The 25,797-nt window shown below is 33.0% G+C and carries 24 protein-coding genes and 4 pseudogenes; 7 read left to right on the top strand and 21 right to left on the bottom strand.

Annotated features, from left to right (window positions below; translation table 11 throughout):
- Window positions 1-11: 11 nt before the first annotated feature.
- From G7084_RS03720 to G7084_RS08220, 12 genes and pseudogenes are all read right to left on the bottom strand, one after another.
- The gene (locus G7084_RS03720; RefSeq protein ID WP_166010165.1) at window positions 12-1,187 is read right to left on the bottom strand and encodes a galactokinase; all 1,176 of its coding nucleotides are present in this window, start codon (window positions 1,185-1,187) and stop codon (window positions 12-14) included.
- A 31-nt stretch (window positions 1,188-1,218) separates the two neighbouring features.
- The gene (locus tag G7084_RS03715; RefSeq protein WP_166010163.1) at window positions 1,219-2,643 is read right to left on the bottom strand and encodes a glycoside-pentoside-hexuronide (GPH):cation symporter; all 1,425 of its coding nucleotides are present in this window, start codon (window positions 2,641-2,643) and stop codon (window positions 1,219-1,221) included.
- A gap of 363 nt (window positions 2,644-3,006) precedes the next feature.
- Window positions 3,007-4,062, bottom strand: coding sequence for a hypothetical protein (locus G7084_RS08240; protein ID WP_246163874.1), 1,056 nt, complete (start codon window positions 4,060-4,062; stop codon window positions 3,007-3,009).
- Window positions 4,010-4,888, bottom strand: coding sequence for a hypothetical protein (locus tag G7084_RS08235; protein WP_246163872.1), 879 nt, complete (start codon window positions 4,886-4,888; stop codon window positions 4,010-4,012). Before G7084_RS08235 ends, G7084_RS08240 begins: the two co-directional genes overlap by 53 nt.
- Entirely contained in the window at window positions 4,878-5,366 is a 489-nt protein-coding gene (locus G7084_RS08230) for a WxL protein host-binding domain-containing protein (protein WP_246163894.1), read from the bottom strand. Before G7084_RS08230 ends, G7084_RS08235 begins: the two co-directional genes overlap by 11 nt.
- Before the next feature lie 86 nt (window positions 5,367-5,452).
- On the bottom strand, window positions 5,453-5,863 hold the full coding sequence (locus G7084_RS08225; RefSeq protein ID WP_246163870.1) for a WxL protein peptidoglycan domain-containing protein: 411 nt from the start codon (window positions 5,861-5,863) through the stop codon (window positions 5,453-5,455).
- Window positions 5,864-5,985: 122 nt separating this feature from the next.
- Window positions 5,986-6,546, bottom strand: coding sequence for a WxL domain-containing protein (locus tag G7084_RS03700; protein WP_166010161.1), 561 nt, complete (start codon window positions 6,544-6,546; stop codon window positions 5,986-5,988).
- Window positions 6,547-6,747: 201 nt separating this feature from the next.
- On the bottom strand, window positions 6,748-6,903 hold the full coding sequence (locus tag G7084_RS03695; protein WP_166010159.1) for a hypothetical protein: 156 nt from the start codon (window positions 6,901-6,903) through the stop codon (window positions 6,748-6,750).
- 98 nt (window positions 6,904-7,001) lie between these two features.
- The gene (locus tag G7084_RS03690; RefSeq protein ID WP_166010157.1) at window positions 7,002-7,514 is read right to left on the bottom strand and encodes a cysteine hydrolase family protein; all 513 of its coding nucleotides are present in this window, start codon (window positions 7,512-7,514) and stop codon (window positions 7,002-7,004) included.
- A gap of 72 nt (window positions 7,515-7,586) precedes the next feature.
- The gene (locus G7084_RS03685; protein WP_166010155.1) at window positions 7,587-8,210 is read right to left on the bottom strand and encodes a GyrI-like domain-containing protein; all 624 of its coding nucleotides are present in this window, start codon (window positions 8,208-8,210) and stop codon (window positions 7,587-7,589) included.
- Between the two features lie 2 nt (window positions 8,211-8,212).
- Window positions 8,213-8,548: a DsrE family protein gene (locus G7084_RS03680; RefSeq protein ID WP_166010153.1), complete on the bottom strand. Its 336-nt coding sequence runs from the start codon at window positions 8,546-8,548 to the stop codon at window positions 8,213-8,215.
- Between the two features lie 590 nt (window positions 8,549-9,138).
- Window positions 9,139-9,340 (bottom strand): annotated as a pseudogene (locus G7084_RS08220) (GlsB/YeaQ/YmgE family stress response membrane protein).
- 160 nt (window positions 9,341-9,500) lie between these two features.
- Between G7084_RS08220 and G7084_RS03670 the strand changes: the two are divergent.
- Complete coding sequence (locus G7084_RS03670; RefSeq protein ID WP_166010151.1) at window positions 9,501-10,244, top strand: IS3 family transposase; 744 nt, start codon at window positions 9,501-9,503, stop codon at window positions 10,242-10,244.
- 171 nt (window positions 10,245-10,415) lie between these two features.
- Here G7084_RS03670 and G7084_RS03665 read toward each other — a convergent pair whose 3' ends face one another.
- Complete coding sequence (locus G7084_RS03665) at window positions 10,416-10,634, bottom strand: hypothetical protein (protein WP_166010149.1); 219 nt, start codon at window positions 10,632-10,634, stop codon at window positions 10,416-10,418.
- 968 nt (window positions 10,635-11,602) lie between these two features.
- On the opposite strand from G7084_RS03665, the gene G7084_RS03660 reads away from it, so the two are divergent.
- Window positions 11,603-11,797: a tyrosine-type recombinase/integrase gene (locus tag G7084_RS03660; RefSeq protein WP_166011690.1), complete on the top strand. Its 195-nt coding sequence runs from the start codon at window positions 11,603-11,605 to the stop codon at window positions 11,795-11,797.
- A 378-nt stretch (window positions 11,798-12,175) separates the two neighbouring features.
- Here the strand turns inward: G7084_RS03660 and G7084_RS03655 are convergent, their stop codons facing one another.
- On the bottom strand, window positions 12,176-13,696 hold the full coding sequence (locus G7084_RS03655) for a MucBP domain-containing protein (protein ID WP_166010147.1): 1,521 nt from the start codon (window positions 13,694-13,696) through the stop codon (window positions 12,176-12,178).
- 16 nt (window positions 13,697-13,712) lie between these two features.
- Between G7084_RS03655 and G7084_RS03650 the strand changes: the two genes are divergently transcribed.
- Window positions 13,713-14,782 (top strand): IS3 family transposase gene (locus G7084_RS03650; protein ID WP_166009362.1). Its coding sequence is split into 2 segments (ribosomal slippage): window positions 13,713-13,929 and window positions 13,929-14,782, totalling 1,071 coding nucleotides; the frame shifts between segments, so codons are not numbered across the junction.
- 109 nt (window positions 14,783-14,891) lie between these two features.
- Here the strand turns inward: G7084_RS03650 and G7084_RS03645 are convergent.
- The gene (locus G7084_RS03645) at window positions 14,892-15,221 is read right to left on the bottom strand and encodes a hypothetical protein (protein WP_166010145.1); all 330 of its coding nucleotides are present in this window, start codon (window positions 15,219-15,221) and stop codon (window positions 14,892-14,894) included.
- Between the two features lie 203 nt (window positions 15,222-15,424).
- On the opposite strand from G7084_RS03645, the pseudogene G7084_RS03640 reads away from it, so the two are divergent.
- A pseudogene (locus tag G7084_RS03640) lies at window positions 15,425-16,507 on the top strand (IS3 family transposase).
- A gap of 503 nt (window positions 16,508-17,010) precedes the next feature.
- Here the strand turns inward: G7084_RS03640 and G7084_RS08215 are convergent.
- Together G7084_RS08215 and G7084_RS03625 are read right to left on the bottom strand one after the other, a co-directional pair.
- Window positions 17,011-17,908 (bottom strand): annotated as a pseudogene (locus tag G7084_RS08215) (IS30 family transposase).
- A gap of 126 nt (window positions 17,909-18,034) precedes the next feature.
- Window positions 18,035-18,265, bottom strand: coding sequence for a hypothetical protein (locus G7084_RS03625; RefSeq protein ID WP_166010139.1), 231 nt, complete (start codon window positions 18,263-18,265; stop codon window positions 18,035-18,037).
- A gap of 71 nt (window positions 18,266-18,336) precedes the next feature.
- Between G7084_RS03625 and G7084_RS03620 the strand changes: the two genes are divergently transcribed.
- The gene (locus G7084_RS03620) at window positions 18,337-18,813 is read left to right on the top strand and encodes a site-specific integrase (protein ID WP_166010137.1); all 477 of its coding nucleotides are present in this window, start codon (window positions 18,337-18,339) and stop codon (window positions 18,811-18,813) included.
- A gap of 357 nt (window positions 18,814-19,170) precedes the next feature.
- On the opposite strand, the gene G7084_RS03615 is transcribed toward G7084_RS03620, so the two are convergent.
- Window positions 19,171-21,063 (bottom strand): MucBP domain-containing protein, encoded by a 1,893-nt coding sequence (locus tag G7084_RS03615; RefSeq protein ID WP_281346943.1) that lies wholly within the window; start codon window positions 21,061-21,063, stop codon window positions 19,171-19,173.
- An 80-nt stretch (window positions 21,064-21,143) separates the two neighbouring features.
- Here G7084_RS03615 and G7084_RS03610 point away from each other — a divergent pair, with 80 nt between their 5' ends.
- Entirely contained in the window at window positions 21,144-21,398 is a 255-nt protein-coding gene (locus G7084_RS03610) for a hypothetical protein (protein ID WP_166010135.1), read from the top strand.
- Between the two features lie 440 nt (window positions 21,399-21,838).
- Here G7084_RS03610 and G7084_RS03605 read toward each other — a convergent pair.
- A protein-coding gene (locus tag G7084_RS03605; protein ID WP_166010133.1) for an IS3 family transposase occupies window positions 21,839-22,908 on the bottom strand; the annotation gives its coding sequence in 2 pieces (ribosomal slippage) (window positions 21,839-22,692 and window positions 22,692-22,908; 1,071 coding nt in all).
- 87 nt (window positions 22,909-22,995) lie between these two features.
- Between G7084_RS03605 and G7084_RS08210 the strand changes: the two are divergent.
- A pseudogene (locus G7084_RS08210) lies at window positions 22,996-23,112 on the top strand (tyrosine-type recombinase/integrase); the annotation flags it as partial.
- Window positions 23,113-23,396: 284 nt separating this feature from the next.
- Here G7084_RS08210 and G7084_RS03595 read toward each other — a convergent pair.
- Together G7084_RS03595 and lepA are read right to left on the bottom strand one after the other, a co-directional pair.
- On the bottom strand, window positions 23,397-23,642 hold the full coding sequence (locus G7084_RS03595) for a type B 50S ribosomal protein L31 (RefSeq protein ID WP_166010131.1): 246 nt from the start codon (window positions 23,640-23,642) through the stop codon (window positions 23,397-23,399).
- Window positions 23,643-23,790: 148 nt separating this feature from the next.
- Window positions 23,791-25,635, bottom strand: a complete 1,845-nt coding sequence (lepA, locus tag G7084_RS03590) for a translation elongation factor 4 (RefSeq protein ID WP_281346942.1) — start codon at window positions 25,633-25,635, stop codon at window positions 23,791-23,793.
- Window positions 25,636-25,797: the final 162 nt, after the last annotated feature.

Genomic DNA, 25,797 nt, shown 5'->3' with positions numbered 1-25,797 from the left:
CCCATCGTAATTTAATATGTCAATTTTATTGCCCCATCCCCAATATGCGCAACATAAAATTCAGGTGTATATCCAACAATTTTTAAATAATCATCATAAACATTATTTTCAAAATTAGTAATTGCTGATTCCTTAACTAGGGCAATCGCACATCCACCAAAGCCAGCTCCCGTCATCCGAGCACCTAAAACACCTTGTTGACCTTGTGCTGATGATACTAATGTATCTAACTCTAAGCCGGTTACTTCGTAGTCATCACGTAATGAAGCATGTGATGCATCTAGCAACTTTCCAAAGGCTGCTAAATTACCTGCTGATAATTCACGTTTGGCATCAATCGTTCTTTGATTTTCATAAACAGCATGTCGAGCTCGTTTAATTAAAATTTCATCACCAATTAAATCTTGATACTTATCGAATTCTGAGTTACTTAACTGTCCCAGTGAATCAATTTCGACACCACCGTTTTGCAGGCGATGCAAAGCTTCTTCACATTCAGATCGACGTTCATTATATTTAGAATCACTTAATTCACGTCGCTTATTGGTATTCATAATGACAATTGCGTATTCACCAAGCTCAACGTGAACCATCTCATACTTCATTGTATTAACATCCAATAGTATCGCTTCGTCTGCTTTTCCAAAACCAATCGCAAATTGGTCCATAATTCCAGTATGTAACCCAAAGTATTCATTTTCAACTTTTTGACCCGTTTCAACTAAATCTAATCGATTGACTTCTAATTGATATAAGTCAGCTAACATGACTCCAACCAAGAGTTCTAAGGAAGCAGATGAAGATAATCCCGCTCCGTTCGGAATGTTTCCCTGCACTAAAAGATCAAATCCATTCTCAAAATAATAACCTTGTTCCTGTAATTTTTTGATCATTCCCTTAACATAATTGGCCCAACCATGATTAGGATTATACTCTAAATGATCCATATCAACTTGAATGACCCCTTCAGTAGAGAAGTTCATAGAATATAAAAATATTTTTGCATCATTTCGTTTCGCTGCAACTCCATATGTCCCATAAGTAATCGAAGCGGGGAAAACATGCCCTCCATTATAATCAGTATGTTCACCAATAAGATTAATACGCCCTGGTGCAAAGAATTGTTGGGTCGTTTTTGGTCCAAATTTTTCGGCAAAAGTTGTATTTAAATCCTTAATTCTTTTCATCATATTCACCTCAGTTATTTAAAATATTTATTTATTTATTTTCTTGTTGTCGATAACGATTTTCTAATTCAATCACAATTTCAGCATGTCGCTTTTCTGTTAATTTAATCTTCCATACAAAGATAATCATGGAAACCAACATCAAAATGCCAGGAATCACAAAAGCATACAGATGGTAAGTATGAATCCCACTAGCGGTAATATCCTTAGCAGTCGCACTTCCAGTCATTCCCGCTGCAATGGCTACGAACCCCACAATCGCATTTGAAAAGGCCCCTGCTAACTTATCGAGTAATGGTCGTAAAGAAAGTGTTACCGCTTCTTTTCGAACTCCATTCTTCCATTGTCCATATTCGACCGAGTCCGTAATTGTCATCAATACTGACAAAAAAATTAGTTGTTGTGGGAAATAAAATAATATCAAACCTAACGTTACAATTCCAATATTATTACCAGCAATAATAAATGATGCATAGCCTAACAACATCATGATAATTCCGATAATAAATACATAGCGCCGTGTAATTAAACGGGTCAAGACTGGGAAAAGTGGTACAGCAATGATTCCAGTAATCATTGAAACGACTCCTACCAAAGCAAATTCAGAAATTTGACCAATCACAAACTTAAAGTAAAACATCAAAACACCAGTTGTTGCAACGTTAGCAATAGCATAAAACATATATGAAATAGCTAACCACATTAATTGATCATTCATGAAAATTGCCTTAAAGACATCAATAATACTGTATTTTTCATTTTGCTCTTGTCGTCGTAAAATTGTATTGTTTTCTTTTGAAAACTTTGCTGTAATGATTGCTGAACCACCGGAAATAACTGCAATTACAATTGCAAACCAGAACCAACCAGCTGCGCTTTCATTACCTTTGCCACCAAACATAGAGGTAAAAAAAGCCACGATAGGTACGACTAATGCGGTGGTACCGTTCGCACCTAGAGAAGAACCAAAACGCGCAAATGTTGCCAAGGTTCCTCGTTCAGCAGTGTCATTTGAAAGTGCCGGGATCATAGACCAAAAGGCAATGTCTTTGAATGAATAAAAACTATCCAAAATTATGAAAACGACCGCAAATAGACCTAAATATAGCGAAGGTTGACTAACCGCCAATCCGAAAAAATTAGTATAAATAATTACCAATGCAACTGCGGAAACCAATCCACCAATCACTAACCACGGTTTAAATTTACCGTATTTTGTCTTTGTATTATCAATTATACTTCCAATAATAGGGTCAAAAATAATTTCTACCAGACGAATTCCAACTACTAACGAAGTTACTAAACCAATATATTTAGCTTCAGTCGCCTTGTCTGCACCGGTAAATAGGGTACTAGTTACAAAAATCATAAAATAAGTTGATAGTGTTACATAATATGCATCATGTCCAAATGCACCAAAGGCATAGGCAAAACGCTGTTTCATTTTATCAGACATAGTATACTCCTTAAAGTTTACTGCTTAATATTTTAATACTCTTCCACTATAAGTTGAAAGCGCTTTCGATTACAAGGCGTTTTGTCACTCCTATTTTACTTTTTGTGACCTTCGTTTGTGCTATATTTAGTATTTATTTCTTAAAATTTATCTTATTCTTTTCTTTTTACCTAAAAATTATTACAATATAAAAATTATAAATTCGGACCATTACTTTTAATAAATATATTAATAAAATTATATTTTTTAATATCATTTAAATGAAATTGTTTCTTTAATGAATTTAATTAATATGACTAATTTAACGTTGATTAATTTATAAATTGTTAAAAAAAAGCAATCAAATGATTGCTTTCATCTTTGTTACTTCAGACCACCATCAATTACGGTATATGTTACCGTTCCGTTAAATACTCCAGCTTTATCACTTTTTGAACTCTGGACTAATAGACCGTGTGATGCATCTGTGTTATAAGTTAATGTTCCTGCTGTATTAGGATCACCGTTAACACCTACATTAAAATCACTGCCTTGCAAAATATTCTGTGAACTGGCGCCTAAAATAATTGGCGAAGTACTGCCATTCTTTTTAAATCCATACTGATGATCTAAATCACCAGTTACTGATGCTTGAAGTGTAAAGTTATTTTGCTGTTTTCTGGAATCAAAAACTGAAAATGTTTGTTGATTATCCGATGCACCATTTCGTGGTAACCAAACTTTACTTTTATCATTTGGGAAAATACTGTCCGCAAGTTGATAGATCCAACTAGATGCCTTAACTTGATTAGTATTTATAATTTCACCAGGTTGAATATCGACTCTGGTTGCATTCTGTAATACACTTTGATGCGTGTTACCACTAATTTTGGGATTCAATTGATCATTTGTTTGCCAATCACCAGCGATACTTCCAAGTTCAGCAACAAATAAACTATTTAATATATTATTCTGAAATACCTTAATCGTTAATGGAGCAGTAGCCCTCAAATCAAATGTCAATATATTTGATTTAATCGGTGGTAGTTTTTGGGCTTGCATCGAAAACAACTTTACTGCATTTAGATTAATTTTTGATCCACTAACAGCTGTACCATTAATCAAGCGTTGATTCACGTTCGTAGTCGTATTATTAGTTTTTATTATTGTTTGGCTGCCACTTTGTGCTGTCAAAGTGAGTTTACTCATCGCTTGCGGATTCAATGCTGAAATATTTGAAATAAAGTTCGTTGTAGCATCAGATCCGAAATTAATATTGGTGGTAGTTGGTAAGATCGATCCTCCCCACACTGCATTATTAGCTGCCGAACCATCAGTACTTAAATACCCCAAATTATTCCAATTCATGGTTCCATTATTTGTAATATTAACTGTTATCGTGATTGAACCACGGCCATAAAAAACATATTTTTTTGGCATTATTATTAACTTCCCAAGTTGCATCGCGATTCACTGTGGTATTTGAAGTATTTCGCCCCGAGTAAGAAATACTAAACATACCATCTAAACCACCACCGCTACCCCACGTCATAACGGTTTTACCATTCACTACGGTGAGATCCGAAATCTCAGCAAACTCTTGGCCTGTTACCCCTTTAATATTAAAATTATTTTGCCCGGTAAACCGTAATGGAACATAATAAGCTGAGAACATTTGAGTTCCCGCATCTGACAAATTTGGATAATTAATACTGACATTATCATACGTCAGACTACCAGGACAACTAATGGGTACCCCCGCCCAATCTCCTCGAAACAATGAATAATATGATAATAAATAACCGCTGGTTGTGCCTGATTCATTCGTAGGGTCCGGTACAGTAGCAGCTCCGTCGGTTGCATTAGTATAGGCGCTCGAAGATTGAATATTATGCAACGTAACATTTCGATTTGGTTGTAACTGCGACATAACAAAGACTGAATTAAGTCTATTTTTTACATAATAAATATGATTATTAAAATTAATATCTAAGTTAGTAATTTTACTATTAACTAAATTACTCATATTTGAAATTGTAATATCTTTATCAACTGATATTGATAAAGAACTAGGTGCTGGATTGGTAAGACTCCAATAGCCGCCGGCATCCCCCGCCCCAATTAAGTTAACTAAATCTGTTACGGTTGTAATATGATAAACATTATTATTGTTAGTAATACTTGCTTCAATTTTATGATTATCCAAAAGAGTTGTTCCAAAACATACCCCTAAAATAATCAAAATTATTCTGAAATTATTTCGCATCTTCCTGCTCCTTCTTTCGCTTTAGCAAAATATATAGCCATATAAGCGCCATAATTAGTATTAGAATAATTATCCCAAGTAGAATTATAAGCCAAGGATTATAGGCTTTAATATTAAAATCATTTTGTTTTTTTATTGCTTCCTTAACTTCAAAATCCTGATACCAATACCACCGGTTTCCATATTTATCCTTTGCTATTTCTTTAAAAGGATACTTACCTGCCGGAATTTTACCATCATGACGAATTACATAATTAAATTGAGAATTTGGAGCAACCGAACCTTGATCGATTTTTTTCTTACTTAACACCTTGTCTGTTTTATCATTCACAATCTTTGTGTCAATTTCTAACTCCGTTATATTAATGTTTGTTGGATTACTCATTTTCACAATGATACCAGGCAAGTATTGATATTGACCGGCTTTGATTGATTTAACCACTAAGTCGGGCTTAACAACCTGATCATTTTGTTGAATAACTAGTCCTTTGACGAAGGTAAATTTATTAGTAATTCCTTTTTTACTATTTTCGGTTATTTTTTCAACACGAATCCCACCCGCAACTATACCGTTATATTTTTTTGAGGCATTTTAATTTTGACTGAAAAAGCTTTATTTTGATGCCCTGGGACGCTAACTTTAGTATCACTGAGTTCAGTAATTTGGCGAATTTGAATGTTTGGATCAGCACCCACACCCTTTGAGTTACCACGTTTCCCGTATTCAATAATAACATTATCAGAAGTTTGAACCGGATTAACCGCGATTCGATATGCTGCCTTTTCATCTGAAAGAGTTTGAATTGTCAAATTTAAAGTCGTTTCATCACCCGGCTGCATCTTTAAATCATAATTTGAAGCTTTATTGGTTTGAAATTCATTTGATTGACCATCTATGGTAAATTCAGCCTGTGGATTATCGTCGTTCGCATGGACTGAAATTTCACCAGCGCCACCGATTACTAAAAATGTCACAATCGCAAATAATATTTTTTCATATCCATAATTTAGTACCTACCTATGTAAAAAGCAGGCCCTTCGGCCTGCTTTGATTTGATCTAATTAGATGTGAAGCAGGTCTTCACCTAAAAAGTATTTTATCTTAATGCTCCATCCTGAATGATATATACAATAGTTCCAGTATATGTTCCAACTTTAGCATTATTCATAATTTTAATTTTTCCATTGGTACTTTGCGTTTGCTTAGTTCCGTTAGTGTTAGCATTTCCAGACAAGACTAATGCCTCACCTGATTTAATATCCGCATTAGTTGCTCTAGTTAAGGAGGCATCGTTAACGACAGTATCTAAAGTCATCGAAACAATCGGTAAGTTGACTGCCCCTGCTTTCATGTCTGATGCCTTAGCTGTAACTTGATACCCGGTGTCAGTTCCGCGACTATCTGTAACTTGAAGCGCAGGCGCTCCCGGTGTTCCATGCTCAGAAACAGCCTCCTTGGTTGTTAGGCTTCCCCAATCGAAACTAGGAACGCTATCCAAGGTAATTGCAGTTGGATCACTAGTTAAGCTTAACGTAGTTGACCCACTCGCTGAACCTAGAGGTGCAGCATTAACAAAAACTGGAGCTATGAATAAGCCTGCAACTAAAGCGGTAGTACCCAATAATGCGCGCATACGGTTTGCATATAAATTAAACATATTATCGCCTCCTTTGATTTACAATAAGTTATATTTCATTATTTATAGAATAACAGAAATGCATTTAAAATGAAGGCACATTCATTTTGAAGTAGATATTATTATTTATTTTTAATAAAAGCACATTTAGATCGCCTTATAATTCAATTTTAATGGAAACAAAAAACACAAATCAAATTATGATATGTGTTTTTTTAATACTTAATTCTTTCCAAAGAGCCCCTTAACCTTATCAACAGCGCCCTCAAGGTTTTCTTTGTTGTCTTCCATGAATTGCCCTGCTTGTTCTTGCACGTCCTTCATATCAACATCTTTCATAACATCTTGTGCTTTTTCCTTAATATCATTAAAATCCATGTTATTTTCTCCTAAATTAAATTTTACATTCTAATTATATAAAATACAGATGAAATGCTCAATTAATTTATCAATCTAAAAATGTAACTTTTGTGACATTAATCGGTGACTTCTATTTGCAAAGTTTTCAACACTTCCAGAGCATTTATGTGATTTTCCGGGGTCGTTCCTGCAGTTGCTTGCGCACTGACTATAATTTTAACTTCAGGTGCCATGCTTCTAATTAATGCTGCATTTGAAATAACACAAATATCAGAATCTAACCCAATTAATTCAACTTCATCTACCCGTTCATCTATTAATAATTGAGCCAATTCCACCGAACCGAAAGTGTTTTTATAAATAATGTGTTTAAACCCCACTTGAGCATCAGAATATATTTCCCATCCCTTCGTTTCAAATTGCGTATGTATGATTGGAAGTTTCAGCCCTTCCTGCGTTAATAAGTAATTTTGATCATGCGTATCCATGGTGGCTACGCGTTCATTTTCAGAATATTCACTCAATTTTTGTAAAACCGCGGGAATAATACTTTGTGCTTCTGGAGTCCCCAGAGAACCGTTAATGAAATCATTTTGAAAATCAATTAAAACTAGCATTTTTTTAGGCATGACCTACTCCTTTAAAATATAAACATAGCAGCCAATCTAATTTCATCTATAAAATTTATTAAATCTTTCATTTTATACTTTCTTTTGAACAGCTACTTCTAGAATGGTTTTTAATTTATCTGGTGCTGTCCTTCGAGCATCACTTAAATAAATTTCTCGATGATTCTTACTAGTTCTAATCAAATCATTTAGATCTAAATAATCTTGTATTATTTGAAATGATGTGTGCTCATCATCATATGAACCCACATGCATAACATGTACCACTGGTACCGAATCCACTACATGCAATTTCACATCATTTAAGCGGGGAATATCACTTTTATTTTCTTTTACATCATCTAATTGATCATTGATGAAAGTATCTGAAACAAAATCAGGAACTTGAAGTTCTAGTCGATAGATTAAATCACTTTTACTCCATTGACTTTTTTGCTGTGCCTGTTTTGAAATACTCCAATAACCTTGTAGTGGGGGGACAACATAATCATCATACTCATTACCATGTTTACTCTGTTTATATTTCATTTTTACGGCGTAAGCGGCAGCATACAAGGCCTTTACATCAACAGCAAATCCTGGTTGGTTTGGGTCGCCTTGACCTATCAAGCTTAATACTTTCACACTTGGCCGTAATAAAGCCGCCGGTTTACGCGTTGCCTTGAAAATATTTTCCTTCTTTAAATCGTACTTCATACTTACGGTTTTATATAACTATATCCAGCTCGCTGCTGCAAAGTAAGTTCTACAACGCCCGATGGTACTATCTTTACAGAATCTTGAAGCTCACTTAATGAAATGTTTCTTTGCTGCAGTGAGTTTTCACAAACCATCACATCAACTCCCAATGTAACAAGCTTTTGTAAATTGATTGGTGAAACATCTTTTACCATCTCAACCGCTTCACCATTAATTAATAATTCAACGCTTCCTACCTCTTCATAATCTTTCATCCATTCTAGTAAGTGGTAAAGATTTGAATTGACAGTAGACCATTTAAAGTTTTCATCAATATGAATAATTGTATTTAGCATGCAGATAGTCTCCTCTTTGCTTGGATTTAATGAGAGACAAAAAAATATGCTAACTCAACGTTAGCATATTTTTTATCGGTAAAATATTTTCTACCTTAATTTTTTAACAAATGTATCTGACGAGTTTCGAGCTCATATCTTACTAAATCAGAATCTTAACATCTCGCTGTATGGAAATAAAGAGTTAATTGCATTACCATTTATGCTACAAATACATATTTATAAAATTATTTAGAACTTTTCTAAAAGGATCATTTTATAGTAAAAACTAGTGATCTCACAAATTTATAAATTTTTGTTAGGTGCTTATCAGCACCAATATATATATATTAACATCTATCCTAATAAAACGCAACTTTATCCGGTTAAACTGTATTCAATCTGTTTTTCTGCTCTTATCAAGTGATATTTACACTAAAAATTTAGTGATCCTTTTCATATTACAAAAAATCAATCAAATCTAGTGGCGGCTGCATATATTACAATAAAAATTATTTTTTCTACAGATATAAATCATATCCAATTGACGCCAAATTTGATCATTTACTAACAATAAAAAAGACAACTAATTGTAATAGTTGTCCTCAAATTCAGATTAAAATATAAGTTTTATTTTTAAAACGTCCAAAGATTGCCGTTACAATTATTACAACTAAAGCGGATCCAATAATGGATGGAATTAATGTGATCCCTGCTAATTGTTGTCCCCATGTACCCAGTAACGATCCAAATAAACCAGCTAAAATATTAGCAATCCACCCCCCTGGATGTCATAGTCAAAGCACCACACATTGCTCCAATAATGGCTCCTATGATTAGTGTCCAAATAACTCCCCTCGTAACCCCTCTCTATGAATCTTTTGACTGATTATGGATGTATGTTATTAAAGTGGACAGTTTTTAATGTACACTATCCATATAAATAGACACTCATTTAAGAAAGGATTTTAAAATGACAACTTCAAGAAAAAAGCCTCGAAATTTTGATGAACAATTTAAAAAACAAATCGTCAAACTTCATGAATCTGGAAAATCTCAAAATTATTTGGCTAAAGAATATGGCATTGACGTATCTTCTATAACCCGTTGGATTAAACAATACTCTCAGGTTCGCATTGATTCGGACACAATTTTAACAGCTCAACATAATAACTATGTTTTATATCAAAATAAATTAAATCAATCATTTAACCCTCCGGCACCTAATCAGGCTTGGACTAGCGATTTCACTTATATTCCAATCGGTAATAATCGATCGGTTTATTTATGTATAGTTTTAGATTTATTTTCTCGCAAAGTTATTGCCTGGCACGTAAGTGCCCATATAAATACCAATCTAGCAATCAAAACTTTAGAAACTGCGTATACGATAAAAAAACCAAATAACCATGTTTTAATTCATACAGACCAAGGATCTCAATTTACAGCAACTAAATACCATCGATTATTGGATCAATACAATCTAGTTCATTCATGGTCTAAGCCAGGTTATCCTTGGGATAACGCCGTGACAGAATCATTCTTTAAATATATGAAAAAAGAAAAACTTAATCGAAAAAAATTTACTAATATTGAATCAGTTAAACTAGCTTATTTTGAATATATTGAAGGTAGTTATAATTCACAACGGCCTCATAGTGCATTAAATATGTTGACGCCAAATGAAAAAGAATCCGAATATTTTCTAAATAACTAATTTTTTTATACTTATTCTGTCTACTTTATTGACTATCGTCCATACATTGTATTTATACTTAAATTATAACAATGGCAATAAAAGAGTTGTGTTTTTAATTTTAATTTAATCAAACTATTTTTAGATCATTCAATTAGTAGATATGCAATTCAATTTCATTCAATCTAGTTATTATATATTAACCATTCCAAAAGCTGTGAAAATGACTGTTATGAACGCAAGAAATGCTGCCACCATGTAAGCGGTATAACCTTCTGTCTTATAACGCCATGCTCCCCAAGCAAATACTAATGAATACGCGATCAACATCAGTCGATCTGTATTAACAAACATATTTAAAACTACAGTTGTAATAACTAGCATCATTAACGCAAAATCTAATTTTTTCATTTTCTATTTCATACGAGCTTAACACAGTAAAAATTTATCATTCTACAAATGTTTGTACTTAATCAGGTTAAAATTTTTTTGTACACATAAACAAGTTGTAACTGACAAAATCCAGTTGATTTCAAGTTTATTTACCCATATATCCCCCAACATTCATATTACACTATCTCACTGGGAATAAATAATGATTTAAGCAAAAACTACTACTCACAATAAATTGACTAGTAAATCAATTTAATAAACAGGTTTCCGCTCCTAGAACTAATATTTAGATTACATCTTAAAATTATTAGCTAACCTAACAGCCGATAATCATCTATCTTCTTTTTAATATATTACTTTTCTAACCCGTTGAGATTGGGATAAATTAACAATTACACATCATTAATACTTGTAACCATAAATTTACTGCACCTTTTTAAAGCTTAAGCGCGTTTTGGGCATAATAAAAGAACTTAGCCAATTTGAATAAACGCTTATTTTTCTAAAATTTTTAACTATATCACCAATGTTTACTTTACCTGAAACAAGAAAATCAGTTAATTTTAAGTTATCTAATGTAAATCCTTTTAATTTATGAATTTCATCACCATTCTATAACTTATCTCCAATTTCTACATTTTCAAAAGAATCAGATGCAATCACCACTCTATTTTAATACATTTTTATTTCGAAACTCATTCAGCTCGGCCTGCCAATCAGATAAATTACTTTTATATAAATCAATCTCGTACTTAGACAATTCAAGAGCATCAGCATTATTAACCTGATTGTTAGTCTACAATTTTGACATTTGATACTTCATGAATGTTTTCCTCAATGCTTTTACTATTATTGGATAAGAAATAAAGATAGATAAAAAATAAAGAACCGTTATATATTGAAGTAACAACAACTAATTATAAATTTAATCCAAACTAAAAGACAAGATATTGCGGCTTACTTTTTATAACTTATTTATCTCTACCATGTTGTTAATTTCACCAAACGGGCTACGGCACACTCATGCTTCTACTTTAATCAACCATGATGTCGACATAAAATATGTTTCTGCTCGTCTAGGACACTCAAGTATATCCGTAACTCAAAATGTTTATACTCATCTTTTAAGTAGTAAAATAAATTTAGAGGCCGGAAAAACGTTAGATATCTTAGGCCAATAATAACGAGGTATCCAGTGCCTAATTAATTTTTGAAAATGTGTCTAGATATTTTTTTAATGGTGCCCAAAAGGTGTCTATTTTTCAAATTAGTACCCCAAAGTGCCTAAAAGGTGCCAAAATTTCACATATAACAATAGCTTATCATATATCATCACAACCGTTTTTTATAAATAAAAAACCTGATACACCAACATATTGACCAGTATATAAGGATTATCATAGTCTTAATTTATTCTTAAGACCATATTTCTTATTAAACGTAATAAACGCTTTAATACCAATACATAAGCCGATACTGGTGCAAATTAGTATTCTACTATAAACCAAAACAAAAAAGCCTACCAACTAGAAATCTAGTCAGTAGGCTTTTAATTTATTCTATTTACGTTTATTCAAAATAATTATTCCAGCTAGTGAAACCACTACCGCGATCAAAACTCCGGTAAGAGTTAACTTATCTGCTGCCGTCTTAGGTAACAACGTTTGTGCTCCTTCAACTACGTTATTTACAACATTTTTAATTGTTGAATTACTATCTGTAGTCTTATCAGCATTATTTGAGTCATTGTTATTTACTGGATTATCAGTATCTCCAGAATTATCTGGTGTATCTGGCTTAGCTGGTTCACTAGGATCAGTTTGGTTTTCTGAATCATCATTCTTGGCATAGATATAGGTTACAGTTTGAGCTTTATCACTCAATGTTCCCGTGATACTTCCCTTGACTTTTTTGAAAGTGTATCCTTTGATGTCTTTCTTTTCAGTTGTGTACTTATCCCCAATGTTTCCACTTTTTACTTCTGACTGGGCAATTTCTTTACCATTTTCATCAACATACTCGGCCTTTACATCAGCTGCTTTAATTGGATTTTTGGTATAAACATACGTCACCGTCTGGCTCTTATCTGTGAATTCACCTGACTCACTTCCTCTTACTTCTTTGAAAGTGTATCCTTTGATGTCTTTCTTTTCAGTTGTGTACTTATCCCCAATGTTTCCACTTTTTACTTCTGACTGGGCAATTTCTTTACCATTTTCATCAACATACTCGGCCTTTACATCAGCTGCTTTAATTGGATTTTTGGTATAAACATACGTCACCGTCTGGCTCTTATCTGTGAATTCACCTGACTCACTTCCTTTTACTTCTTTGAAAGTGTATCCTTTGATGTCTTTCTTTTCAGTTGTGTACTTATCCCCAATGTTTCCACTTTTTACTTCTGACTGGGCAATTTCTTTACCATTTTCATCAACATATTTAACTGTAACATCCGCACCTAGTAAATCGTTATCTACAAAGGCAAATGGTATAGCACCAGTATCATCGGTGGAAGCTACAATAACACTAACATCAATAAGCTTATTTCCGTTATCGTCGACAAAGTTAACAATATCCTTAACTTTTGAATTTAAAAAATATTCATCTTTTATTTTAGTTTCTTCAGGACTAATATTACAAAACATCTCTTCTGATAATCCTAAAACTCTTGTATATTGAGGAATCATAGAATCAGCCATCATTTTTAAAATGCCTTCATCTTCAGAATCAAATATCTGATCAGCTTGATCCCCCAGTTCAGAATCATAATCATGGATATCTTGTTTATATTTACTGTCATACTCTTTTTTGATTTCTTCAGCACTCATACCATGTGTTTTAAAATTCGCCAAAAATTTTAATATCATAGCTTGAAAAGAATTCTTAGAACTTAACGACTCCACTGTCTCATCGGAATCCTCACCTTCAGATATCATTAAATCATAAACCGTTTTATTACCATCATTTTCCAAAAACGATTGAGGATCATCTAATATAGTTAATAGATATTCTTTATCACTTAAGTCAAAGTCGGCTCCTATGATGGAATTACGGACAAATTGTTCGATATAATACATCATAAAGGAGCTTTTTATTATGGTTATCAAATATTCAAATGACTTTAAAGAATCGATCGTAAGCTTGCATAAAGTTGGTCGTTCAGCTAATTCATTAGCAAAAGAATACAACGTTAGTGTTTCAACGGTTTCTAAATGGGTTAATCAAGCCGATCCTAACAATACGAAAGTATTGTCAGCAAATGAAAGGGCATTGATTAAAGAAAATAAACAACTAAAAGAAGAACTTGATATTTTAAAACGAGCAGCGGTGCTTATGGCGAAAAATTGATCATCAAAGGACGTATTCCTACCTTAAAAATTATTAATGACAATCTACAGGTTGGGCACCGCATTACTAAAATTTTGAACGTCCTCAGAATTCCACGATCGACTTATTATGGCTATATACATTGGAAGCCTGGTAAAACACTTCTTCGTCGCAATTTCATTAAGCAAAAGGTATTAGATGCATGGTTAAAATATCCTATGTATGGATACCCGCGATTAACAATTTTATTAAATCGTCAGTTAAAAATTAAAATTAGCCAGCGTATGGTTTATAAACAGATGTACGCTTTAAAAATTAGGTCTAGGATGACTAAACGAATTAATAAGCCTAAAACACATACTGAATATGATCAACGACCAAATCTAATTAAAGGATTACCTGATCAATCCAATATTCTTTTAACAGATATTACGTATATTCCCGTTAAAAATACTTGGGTTTATCTAGCTAGTATGTACAATCCCGTAACCCGGCGGGTTATTTCTTATAAAGTTGGAAGTCATATGACTAAGGAATTAGCAACCGACGTCATTAATCAAGTCGCAGTAAAGTCTGTTAAACCAAGCATTATTCATAGCGATATGGGGAGTCAGTATACAAGCGATTTATTTGAAAGTACTTTAACTCGTTTTGGGATTAAGCATTCTTATTCTCGTAAAGGACAACCTGGTGATAACGCAAGAATTGAGAGCTTTCACTCAATTTTGAAGCGTGAATACATTAATTTTCAAGAATTTAAGACAATTCATGAAGCAATAGCTGGCATTGATAGCTATATTCGCTGGTATAACAGTGATCGAATTTCCCTTGTAGCGTAGCTACAAATAAATCATATTAATATCCCGTTTAAAACGATAAGTATAGACGGGTTGTTTAGAATGGCATGGAAACATTAAAGGATGCACTTTTTTAGATAAATCACATACTTTACCAGTACGTTAAATAATTAAAACGTTTTTCAAAATTTATTCGTATTTTTATGTCCGAATTATTGACATAGGAGCCGTCATCCATATTGTCCTTAGTAATTATATGTCCAAGCCCATTTATATTAATAGGTGATTTAACTAATTTATTGTTAATATAGTAATTTGATACTATACCAAGACCATCAATCTGTTGATTAGTACTATCAATTTTATTACGATTGTTATAAATATTATTATTTACATCCAATCGAACATCGGCAAACGCAGATGTTGGTACTATCATTATAAGAATTGTAGTACTAGCTAATACGTGTTTCCATAATTTCATTATATATTTCTCCCATATTGAAGATAACTTTGTACGATTAAATAATAACATATTAAATGAATCTTATGTCAAGAATTCGAACATAAAAATATGAATGAATTTTGAAAAAATTTTTAATTATTTAACTGCTCCTATACTGATAAATGGTACAAGAAAAGAGAAAATGCTTGTACGATAATTTAATCAGAACAGGAGCTATTGTTATGAAAAATAATTCAAGTAAACGTTATTCAACTGATTTTAAAGAACGAATAGTAAAATTATATTTAGAAGGCCATCGATCGATGGCTTCTTTATCTCGTGAATACGGTGTAACGACTGGTTCTATTTCAAAATAGGTTAAATCAATTGAACCCATCAAGTTATCAAACGGGAAACAAACTAATCTGACTGAAATTAAAGACCTAATTAAATAAAATAAAAGATTAAAAGAGGAAAATGAAATTTTAAAATTAGCGGCGGGATTACTCGGAAAGAGATAAAACTTAAAATGGGTTAGTGCTTATAGAAAAGTTATGTCAACGAGGATACCGCTTAACAATGATTTTAAATAAATTAAGAATTCCACGACAAACTTATTATAATTGGATAAATCATCATCCTTCACGACGTGAACAAGATGATCAACATATTGGTAAAATAATGCTAAATATATGGCGTGATAATTATAAAGTCTATGGACGTCCATGTTTACAAATGGCCTTACGGTCATTTGTGATTAGAATTGGTACGTCTCGTATAATTCGTTTAATGCATCAATTTAATATTCGTTCTCTTATGTGTCGCCGATTTAAAAAAACTGGAACGCATGTTGATTATGATCAGCGACCAAATTTAATAAAACATTGTGATAAAAATGCGTCAATCTGGCGAACTGATATTACTTATATAGAGGAATATCCAGGTCATTGGGTTTATTTAAGTAGTGTTTATAGTGAAAGTAATCATAAAATTATTGCCTATAAAGTAGCAAATCAGATGACTAGTAATTTAGTAACAGATACATTGAAAATGGCATTATCACATCATAAAAGGTCACAATTTATTCATTCTGATATGGGAAGTCAATATACCAGTAACCAATTTGAACAATTACTCAAAAAAGTTAAAATACAACACTCGTATTCTCTCAAAGGTCATCCTTATGACAATGGACCAATTGAGGCCTTTCATTCAATTTTCAAACGTGAGTTTGTTTACCTAACTAAATTCCAAAGTTATGATGATTTAATTTTGAAAATTATATGTATTGGTACAATCACAATAGAATACGGACAACCGTTTAACTATTTCTGTACCATTTATTGACACAGGAGCAATATATAATATGGCAATAAAGTAGATATATAAGTCACTCATTGATAACTTATTCATAGAATAACATTGATTTTTATGAAAGCGCAATCATTTTATAATGTAAAACTCATTAAAATGTTGACATGCCACTTAAATTACAAACAAAAAGCAACAACCTAAGTCATTGCTTTCCATTATGGACGGCTGTCCGTTGACGCCGGAATCTTTTTAAAAAGAGAGTGCTTTTTAAGGGAATAAGATGCTATCCGACGTCAACGCAAGCATAACACTTATACTTACATAAACCTAATTATCAAATAAACAAAAAAGTGACAACCAAAGTTATCGCTCGTGTCTAGAACAATTATAATGGCCACGCCAGATGAATTATTTCGATATGCCATACTTGCGATAAAGCACACCTCATCCGACGTTGGTGTAAGCATAACACGTTCACCCACTTATACCTATTTATATTTGGCAGATTGCAACTTTAATCCGAATACCTATCAAAATATTTCCTAAATGTAGACATAGCAGTATTTCCGCTCAATATTTTTAATGGCCTATTATTAATTAATTCAAGTGCTTCAAATATTTCGTCCTAGGATACAAGATTAAAATTAGTTTTTTTAGGAAAAAACCAACGCAATTTTCGATTAAAGTATTCATTTGATCCTCGTGCCCATGGGGAATAAGGATGGCAAAAATATACAGGTAAATTGTAGTTTTTATTCAACTCTTGATAGCCTGAAAATTCTTTCCCATGATCAACCGTAATAAATTTAACACTTGAACTAAATTGATTCATAAAGGTTGAAAAAACTTTATTCATAGACTTCTTGGTACGATCTGAAATTTTAATTGCCCAAATAAATCTACTACGTCGTTCCACAAAGGTAGCTAGACATTGTTTTGATTGACCACGAGATGACAGAATAGTATCTATCTCCCAGTGCCCAAATTCATTTCTCTTATTAACTTTATCTGGTCTTTGATCAATTGTATATTGTATCCTCAATCTTAAAGGTTCCACGTTTTTCATGCTTACGTTTACGTCGTCGAGCCTTATCAGGTAATAATTCTGAACTAAAATCGATAATTTCACGATAAATCCAATTATAAATTGATTTAGTACATAGATTGAAATGTATAGCGATCTGTTCAGAAGACCAAGTCAATCGAAGATGATTACTAATAATTATGGCGTATTTGGGGGTGAGTGCTGTTTTTCGGCCGCACATAGTGCGTTTATAATTAGCATCCCTTTGAACCAAAATAGGGTCATATTTATTCATTCGGTGTAATTCATAACTAATTGTAGATTTAGAACAATTAAGTTTCTTAGCGATTGAATTTTGAGAATGGCCATCTTTTAACAACTGATCTATGGCTCCACGCTAAAATTGTGATAAAGTAGATGTACTCATAGTAAATGTTTCCTTTCATGGTTTGTGTCGTTACAACCATTCTACATTTACTATGGGTATTTTTTTATCTAGGTGTTCGGATTAATTTTACAATCTGCCTTTTTTTAATGAATCAATTTGTTTTTTTAATCCTACGGCCTCTATACCTTTAGTTCTAAATTTTGAATTAAGTTCATCGTAAGAAATCCAGTCAATATCTTCTTTATGAAAATCTATTTCTTGTTGATATAGCACTCCTTTTAATAGGTTATACCCATTCAATTCTTTTTCATTATTTTTCAGCTTCTCTTTTAGTTCATACTGTCCATCCCACATCATCCCTTGGTTCCTATGATGGAATTACGGACAAATTGTTCGATATAATACATCATAAAGGAGCCCTATCTGATATGCGCATAAGTGAAACATTGTCAGTAACTCTAAATGATATGGATGAGCATAATAAATTAATAAACGTTACGAAATCTAAAACTGCTCATCGTCCTTTTGAATTAGTTAAACCTAAAACGAGTTCATCTGTACGTCAAATTGAAATGCCCCATAAATGGTTTAATCAGTTAGATCAGTATAAGCAAGAATGCTCACAATTAGATGAACATATTTTTGGAGAGTCAACAGATACAAAAATAATTAGTAAACAATTACAATCATTATTAGAAGCGATTGGATCATCAAAAATAATTTCACCACATGGGCTAAGACATACTCATGCTTCTGTCTTAATTAGTAATGGCATAGATATTAACTATACTTCAGCTCGTCTAGGTCATTCTAATGTTACGATAACACAAAATGTTTATAGTCACTTACTAGATTCACATAGAAAGATCGAATCAGAAAAAACAATAAATATTTTTGATAAATAATAATTCAATACTATCGTGCAAATAACGTGCAAAAATTATTATTGGAGATATAAAAATGGCTAAAACACTTGCATTAAACGTGCATGACAATTTAGAAAACGTTGAAATTTTTACCACATTTTTTTACAATATTTTCACTATTTAAACAAAACAAAACCCAGCTATCAAGGCGTTTATACCGTAACAGCGGGATTATCATAGGCTTAATTAGTTCTTAAGACCATATTTCTTATTAAACGTAATAAACGCTTTAATACCAATACATAAGCCGATACTGGTGCAAATTAGTATTCTACTATAAACCAAAACAAAAAAGCCTACCAACTAGAAATCTAGTCAGTAGGCTTTTAATTTATTCTATTTACGTTTATTCAAAATAATTATTCCAGCTAGTGAAACCACTACCGCGATCAAAACTCCGGTAAGAGTTAACTTCTCTGCTGCCGTCTTAGGTAACAACGTTTGTGCTCCTTCAACTACGTCATTTACAACATTTTTAATTGTTGAATTACTATCTGTAGTCTTATCAGCATCATTTGATTCATTGTTATTTACTGGATTATCAGTATCTCCAGAATTATCTGGTGTATCTGGCTTAGCTGGTTCACTAGGATCAGTTTGGTTTTCTGAATCATCATTCTTGACATAGATATAGGTCACAGTTTGAGCTTTATCACTCAATGTTCCCGTGATACTTCCCTCGACTTCTTTGAAAGTGTATCCTTTGATGTCTTTCTTTTCAGTTGTGTACTTATCCCCAATGTTTCCACTTTTTACTTCTGACTGGGCAATTTCTTTGCCTGATTCATCAACATACTTAGCTGTTACATCTGCTCCTTTAACCGGATCCTTCGTATATACATAAGTTACCGTTTGGGCTTTATCTGTAAACTTGCCTGATTCGTTACCCTGAACTTCCTTGAAAGTATATCCTTCAATATCTTTCTGTTCAGTTTTGTAGGTATCTTCAATGTTTCCACTTTTCACTTCTGATTTGGCAATTTCTTTACCTGATTCATCAATATACTTTGCAGTTACCTTAGCTGCTTTTATTTTATAAATAATTGGTTGTATAATTTTACCATTAAATGGAGTATCATTGTTAATTCCCAGTTCAGGAACTATTTCTTGCCAACAACTTATTAAATTGGTCGTATTAGGCTTAATGTCGCTCCAAAACATTTGATGATTTTGCTTATGCCAAATACCTGATGCGTTGCTTAAACTTCCATTATGAACTTCGACATAACTATCTAAATCATAAATTAAACTATCCTGAGAAAAAGAATTTTTAGTTAATTCTTTTTTAGGTAATATTTTTGTTTCATTATTAAATTCAAAGTCAGCAAAATATGGGGCATGTTCTCGCAACGGTTCTAATGTAATAATATGATTTTCATTTAATTGTAATTTGGAACCACCACCAATTCTTGATGGATTTAGTTTTTGGATACCTTCAATATCATTGATATTATCATTATTCATCGATATCTGCCACGAACCAATATTATGTAGGTTTACCAAAATATGGTCAAAGTTATCTCCAATGTTATGATTATCATCTAGGTCTATCGTTGCTAACCGGCGTCCATTAGAAGTTATTTTTATATCCTCTAATGCATCTAAATTTGTTATCTCAGTACCAGATAGGCCTAAATGACTTAATCTATTAAACGTTTTATTTTTAAATACATTCATTGTTTCATCTGTTATAGGATTATCATTTAATGCCAAATAATCATAATACCGCAAATCATTATTACTTGGCATTAAAGGAGAAATATCAGAAATATTATTATCAGATAAATCTATTTGATCCCAAAATGTTGATTTTTTTAAAGGAGAAATATCAGAAATATTATTATGACTTAAAATTAGTTTAGTTGGCCCTTGATTAGTAAATAAATATTGTAAGCCATCTATATTTTCAATATTGGAATTTGATAAATCAGCCACTGTCGGTGTATCTGCTAATTGCCCCCATGCACTTAGCATACTTGGAGTTAATTTATCAGGTGTTGTATGTAATTTGTCTGATATAATTTTTTGAAGATTTTTATCAGGCATCCAAGAGTCAATGGGTTCATCTGCATTTACCTTATCGATAACAAATAAGTCATTTAATTTATTTTCCTCATTCTTAGTTAGATTACCTGTATTTTTTGAACTATTTTCATCAGATAAAGCTACTAGAGGATTCGTTAACCCTAAAATAGTTGTTCCTAATAGGATATACTTACTCATTTTCATATCATTTTTCTCCTAAAAAATTCATACAATAACTACTTGCTCAGTATAGCACATTTAATTCGTGTGAAAAAACATGTTATATGTTAAGACAAACAAAAAAAGAAGCAGAAATATTTGAAATTAATTTTAAGTCATCACACAATAACAATGAATTGAATGGCTATCGTTCTTCTCTATTTATTGACTATTTCGATAACTGGATGGAAAAATACGAAATTTCGGGTGTGGACAGACAAACATTAATTTCTCACTATACGGCTCAGAAAATCGTTCACGAAAGATTAAGTGTTTATACCGTAGAAGAAATGACAAAAATGTATTTCAACGATTTTTAAATGACTATGCTAAAACAACAGTTAGGAGTCCATCTATAAAAGCAAATCTGCTCATAGACCATTTGCATATTCAGATCCAAAAACAAAGTCATCTATCAGAAAAATAGAAATGTCTGATAAATTTTTCAAACAATTAAGTAGATATATAAATGAATGTTCACTATTGGATGAACATATCTTTGGTGAAACAAATGGCACGAGGGCCATCGGGAAAAAATTACGATCATTATTAGAAGCTATTGGTAGTGATAAAGGCTCCTATGTCAATAATTCGGACATAAAAATACGAATAAATTTTGAAAAACGTTTTAATTATTTAACGTACTGGTAAAGTATGTGATTTATCTAAAAAAGTGCATCCTTTAATGTTTCCATGCCATTCTAAACAACCCGTCTATACTTATCGTTTTAAACGGGATATTAATATGATTTATTTGTAGCTACGCTACAAGGGAAATTCGATCACTGTTATACCAGCGAATATAGCTATCAATGCCAGCTATTGCTTCATGAATTGTCTTAAATTCTTGAAAATTAATGTATTCACGCTTCAAAATTGAGTGAAAGCTCTCAATTCTTGCGTTATCACCAGGTTGTCCTTTACGAGAATAAGAATGCTTAATCCCAAAACGAGTTAAAGTACTTTCAAATAAATCGCTTGTATACCGACTCCCCATATCGCTATGAATAATGCTTGGTTTAACAGACTTTACTGCGACTTGATTAATGACGTCGGTTGCTAATTCCTTAGTCATATGACTTCCAACTTTATAAGAAATAACCCGCCGGGTTACGGGATTGTACATACTAGCTAGATAAACCCAAGTATTTTTAACGGGAATATACGTAATATCTGTTAAAAGAATATTGGATTGATCAGGTAATCCTTTAATTAGATTTGGTCGTTGATCATATTCAGTATGTGTTTTAGGCTTATTAATTCGTTTAGTCATCCTAGACCTAATTTTTAAAGCGTACATCTGTTTATAAACCATACGCTGGCTAATTTTAATTTTTAACTGACGATTTAATAAAATTGTTAATCGCGGGTATCCATACATAGGATATTTTAACCATGCATCTAATACCTTTTGCTTAATGAAATTGCGACGAAGAAGTGTTTTACCAGGCTTCCAATGTATATAGCCATAATAAGTCGATCGTGGAATTCTGAGGACGTTCAAAATTTTAGTAATGCGGTGCCCAACCTGTAGATTGTCATTAATAATTTTTAAGGTAGGAATACGTCCTTTGATGATCAATTTTTCGCCATAAGCACCGCTGCTCGTTTTAAAATATCAAGTTCTTCTTTTAGTTGTTTATTTTCTTTAATCAATGCCCTTTCATTTGCTGACAATACTTTCGTATTGTTAGGATCGGCTTGATTAACCCATTTAGAAACCGTTGAAACACTAACGTTGTATTCTTTTGCTAATGAATTAGCTGAACGACCAACTTTATGCAAGCTTACGATCGATTCTTTAAAGTCATTTGAATATTTGATAACCATAATAAAAAGCTCCTTTATGATGTATTATATCGAACAATTTGTCCGTAATTCCATCATAGGAGCCAAAATTATCTCTCCACATAGACAAGACATACTCACGCTTCCATATTATTGAGTAAATAAGTTGATATAAATTATATATCTGCCCGACTAGGACATTCAAACGTCACTATTACTAAAAATGCATATGGTCACTTATTATAAAATCATAGAAAAACAGAAGCAGAAAAAGCTAGAAATACATTCTAAGTAATCAAAATATCCCTGTTTCATCAATCAAGTAGCATATATCTTTATGTTGCTTTTTTGTTGTACAATTTGTTTTTAGTATATATTAAACGGCTATATATATTGCTTCTTGTTGCTTTTGCTTTTTGAAAACTTAATACATTTTCTTATCATTTTAGAATTATTTTCAATTTTTCAACAAAGAAAAACCCCGCTATCACGGTATTTATACCGTAACAGCGGGGTTATCATAGGCTTAATTAGTTCTTAAGACCATATTTCTTATTAAACTTGTCAACAGCTCCATCGGCTTGAGTAAACTTAGCCTTACCAGTGTAAAATGGGTGTGAGTCTGATGAAGTTTCGATACGAACCATTGGGTAAGTTTTCCCCTCAAATTCAACAGTTGCATCAGTCTTAACAGTTGAACCTTCTAAGAACTGTGCACCAGTAGTGGTATCAACGAATACAACGTCGCGGTATTCTGGGTGAATTCCTTCTTGCATAATGTTTCTCCTTATAGCCCTGGTCCATCTGGGGAACAGAGTCAGATTTATTAACCAAATTATTATAACACATCATTTAATCGTACAAAAGGCTTATTTACAAGTAGATGTGCATTATCTTTGCTGATGCTTCACGCAAGCAATAAGCCTAACTTTTAGGTCCATCATCATCAGTCTTCAAAACCGCCATGAAAGCTTCTTGTGGTACGTCTACCGTTCCAACTGACTTCATACGAGCCTTACCTTTTTTCTGCTTATCTAACAACTTAGCCCGTCGATCAGGGTCACCCGTATGAATTTTAGAGGTAACATCTTTTCGGTATGCTTTAATAGTAGAACGAGCAATAATTTTAGAACCAATTGCAGCTTGCACGGGAATTTCAAAGTTTCGCCGAGGTATCAAATCTTTTAACTTAATCGTAATTAACCGCCCTCTTTCTTGCGCAAACTCACGATGTACAATGAAACTCAAAGCATCTACTTTATCCCCATTTAATAAGATATCGATCTTTACCAAATCAGACTTACGATAACCAGCTAATTCATAGTCTAGGGAAGCATATCCTCGAGTCGTTGACTTTAATGTATCAAAAAATTCAAAAATCACTTCTGAGAGTGGCAAAAAATACTTCACGTTAACTCGATTTTCGTCTAGATAGTCCATTGTATCGAATTCGCCTCGCTTACGCTGTGCCAATTCCATCACTGCCCCAACATATTCATTTGGCACCATGATCTGGGCATGAACAAAGGGTTCTTCAATTGACTCTATCTCACCTGCATCTGGTAATTCGGATGGGTTGGCTACTTCTACCATAGCACCATCCTTCAGATAAGCATGATAGGTAACAGCGGGTGCTGTGGTGATCAAATCTAAATCGAATTCACGTTCCAAACGTTCTTGAATGACATCCATATGAAGCATTCCCAAAAATCCCGTTCGAAAACCAAACCCTAATGCTTGCGAAGTTTCTGGCTCAAATTCCAGAGAAGCATCATTCAATTGTAATTTTTCTAAAGCTTCGCGCAAATAATTATATTTAGAGTTGTCTGATGGATACAAACCAGAATAAACCATCGGTGTCATTGGCTTATATCCATCCAACGGTTCGTCAGCTCCATTAACGACAGTAGTGATCGTATCACCAGGTCGTGCATCTCGAATATTTTTGATAGATGCAGCGATATACCCAATGTCTCCCGCCATCAATAAATCACGCTTAATCGCATGGGGAGAGTTTACACCAACTTCTGTGACTTCGTATTCCGCCCCAGAATTCATAAACTTAATTTTATCACCAGGCTTTACTACTCCATCTTTAATCCGGATTGTTAAGATTACCCCTTTATAGGCGTCATATGATGAATCAAAAATTAACGCTTTTAAGGGGGCTTCGATTTCCCCACTAGGTGCAGGCAATTCATTCACAATCTGCTCCAGTAATTCTGGAATTCCAATCCCCTTTTTTGCTGAAGCCAAGACTGCATCAAATGCATCTAAACCGATAACATCTTCAATCTCCTGACGAACGCGCTCTGGGTCAGCCGCTGGCAGATCAATCTTATTAATCAATGGCAAAACTTCTAAGTTATTATCTAATGCCAGGTAGACGTTTGCTAACGTCTGCGCTTCAACACCTTGTGCTGCGTCCACCACTAAAATGGCTCCATCAGCTGCTGCCAATGACCGAGAAACTTCGTACGAAAAGTCAACATGCCCCGGTGTATCAACTAGATGAAAAATATACGTTTCACCATCATTAGCTTGATAATGCACTTCAACTGCATTCATTTTAATCGTAATTCCACGTTCACGTTCTAAATCCATGGTATCTAATAATTGTGATTGCATATCACGAGATGCCACGGTATGGGTTGCTTCTAGAATCCGATCGGATATGGTTGATTTTCCGTGGTCAATATGCGCAACAATACTAAAATTACGAATATGACTTTGGCGCGCTTGCATTTCTTCTAAATCCATTCTGTTCATGCGCTCCTTTATGTTTTAATGTTTCTCTTATTATACTAAACCATTGATCAAACTGCACTGCTCTTTCAGTTATTATCTTGAAAAGATCTATCTAGCCACTTTTAAAAGCTCAATGAACATCATTCAAAAAATAAAAGCCATCCAAAAATGGATGGCTTTTAT

Origin of the sequence: Weissella coleopterorum (assembly GCF_011304355.1) — a bacterium.
In the GTDB taxonomy this organism is placed as follows: domain Bacteria; phylum Bacillota; class Bacilli; order Lactobacillales; family Lactobacillaceae; genus Weissella; species Weissella coleopterorum.
Note: the sequence above shows the minus strand (reverse complement) of the source record. Positions and strands in the feature narration are given on the sequence as shown.

Excerpts from the sequence above, each read along its gene's own strand:
- G7084_RS03690 (WP_166010157.1), bottom strand. The coding sequence starts at position 7,514 with ATGCCTAAAAAAATGCTAGTTTTAATTGATTTTCAAAATGATTTCATT.
- G7084_RS03720 (WP_166010165.1), bottom strand. The coding sequence starts at position 1,187 with ATGAAAAGAATTAAGGATTTAAATACAACTTTTGCCGAAAAATTTGGA.
- G7084_RS03595 (WP_166010131.1), bottom strand. The coding sequence starts at position 23,642 with ATGCAAGAAGGAATTCACCCAGAATACCGCGACGTTGTATTCGTTGAT.
- G7084_RS03670 (WP_166010151.1), top strand. The coding sequence starts at position 9,501 with ATGACAACTTCAAGAAAAAAGCCTCGAAATTTTGATGAACAATTTAAA.
- G7084_RS03655 (WP_166010147.1), bottom strand. The coding sequence starts at position 13,696 with ATGATGTATTATATCGAACAATTTGTCCGTAATTCCATCATAGGAGCC.
- G7084_RS03665 (WP_166010149.1), bottom strand. The coding sequence starts at position 10,634 with ATGAAAAAATTAGATTTTGCGTTAATGATGCTAGTTATTACAACTGTA.
- G7084_RS03615 (WP_281346943.1), bottom strand. The coding sequence starts at position 21,063 with ATGAAAATGAGTAAGTATATCCTATTAGGAACAACTATTTTAGGGTTA.
- G7084_RS03645 (WP_166010145.1), bottom strand. The coding sequence starts at position 15,221 with ATGAAATTATGGAAACACGTATTAGCTAGTACTACAATTCTTATAATG.
- G7084_RS08235 (WP_246163872.1), bottom strand. The coding sequence starts at position 4,888 with ATGCGAAATAATTTCAGAATAATTTTGATTATTTTAGGGGTATGTTTT.
- G7084_RS03715 (WP_166010163.1), bottom strand. The coding sequence starts at position 2,643 with ATGTCTGATAAAATGAAACAGCGTTTTGCCTATGCCTTTGGTGCATTT.
- G7084_RS03625 (WP_166010139.1), bottom strand. The coding sequence starts at position 18,265 with ATGATGTGGGATGGACAGTATGAACTAAAAGAGAAGCTGAAAAATAAT.
- G7084_RS03695 (WP_166010159.1), bottom strand. The coding sequence starts at position 6,903 with ATGGATTTTAATGATATTAAGGAAAAAGCACAAGATGTTATGAAAGAT.
- G7084_RS08240 (WP_246163874.1), bottom strand. The coding sequence starts at position 4,062 with ATGCCAAAAAAATATGTTTTTTATGGCCGTGGTTCAATCACGATAACA.
- G7084_RS03610 (WP_166010135.1), top strand. The coding sequence starts at position 21,144 with ATGTTAAGACAAACAAAAAAAGAAGCAGAAATATTTGAAATTAATTTT.
- G7084_RS03685 (WP_166010155.1), bottom strand. The coding sequence starts at position 8,210 with ATGAAGTACGATTTAAAGAAGGAAAATATTTTCAAGGCAACGCGTAAA.
- lepA (WP_281346942.1), bottom strand. The coding sequence starts at position 25,635 with ATGAACAGAATGGATTTAGAAGAAATGCAAGCGCGCCAAAGTCATATT.
- G7084_RS03700 (WP_166010161.1), bottom strand. The coding sequence starts at position 6,546 with ATGTTTAATTTATATGCAAACCGTATGCGCGCATTATTGGGTACTACC.
- G7084_RS03620 (WP_166010137.1), top strand. The coding sequence starts at position 18,337 with ATGCGCATAAGTGAAACATTGTCAGTAACTCTAAATGATATGGATGAG.
- G7084_RS03660 (WP_166011690.1), top strand. The coding sequence starts at position 11,603 with ATGTTGTTAATTTCACCAAACGGGCTACGGCACACTCATGCTTCTACT.
- G7084_RS03680 (WP_166010153.1), bottom strand. The coding sequence starts at position 8,548 with ATGCTAAATACAATTATTCATATTGATGAAAACTTTAAATGGTCTACT.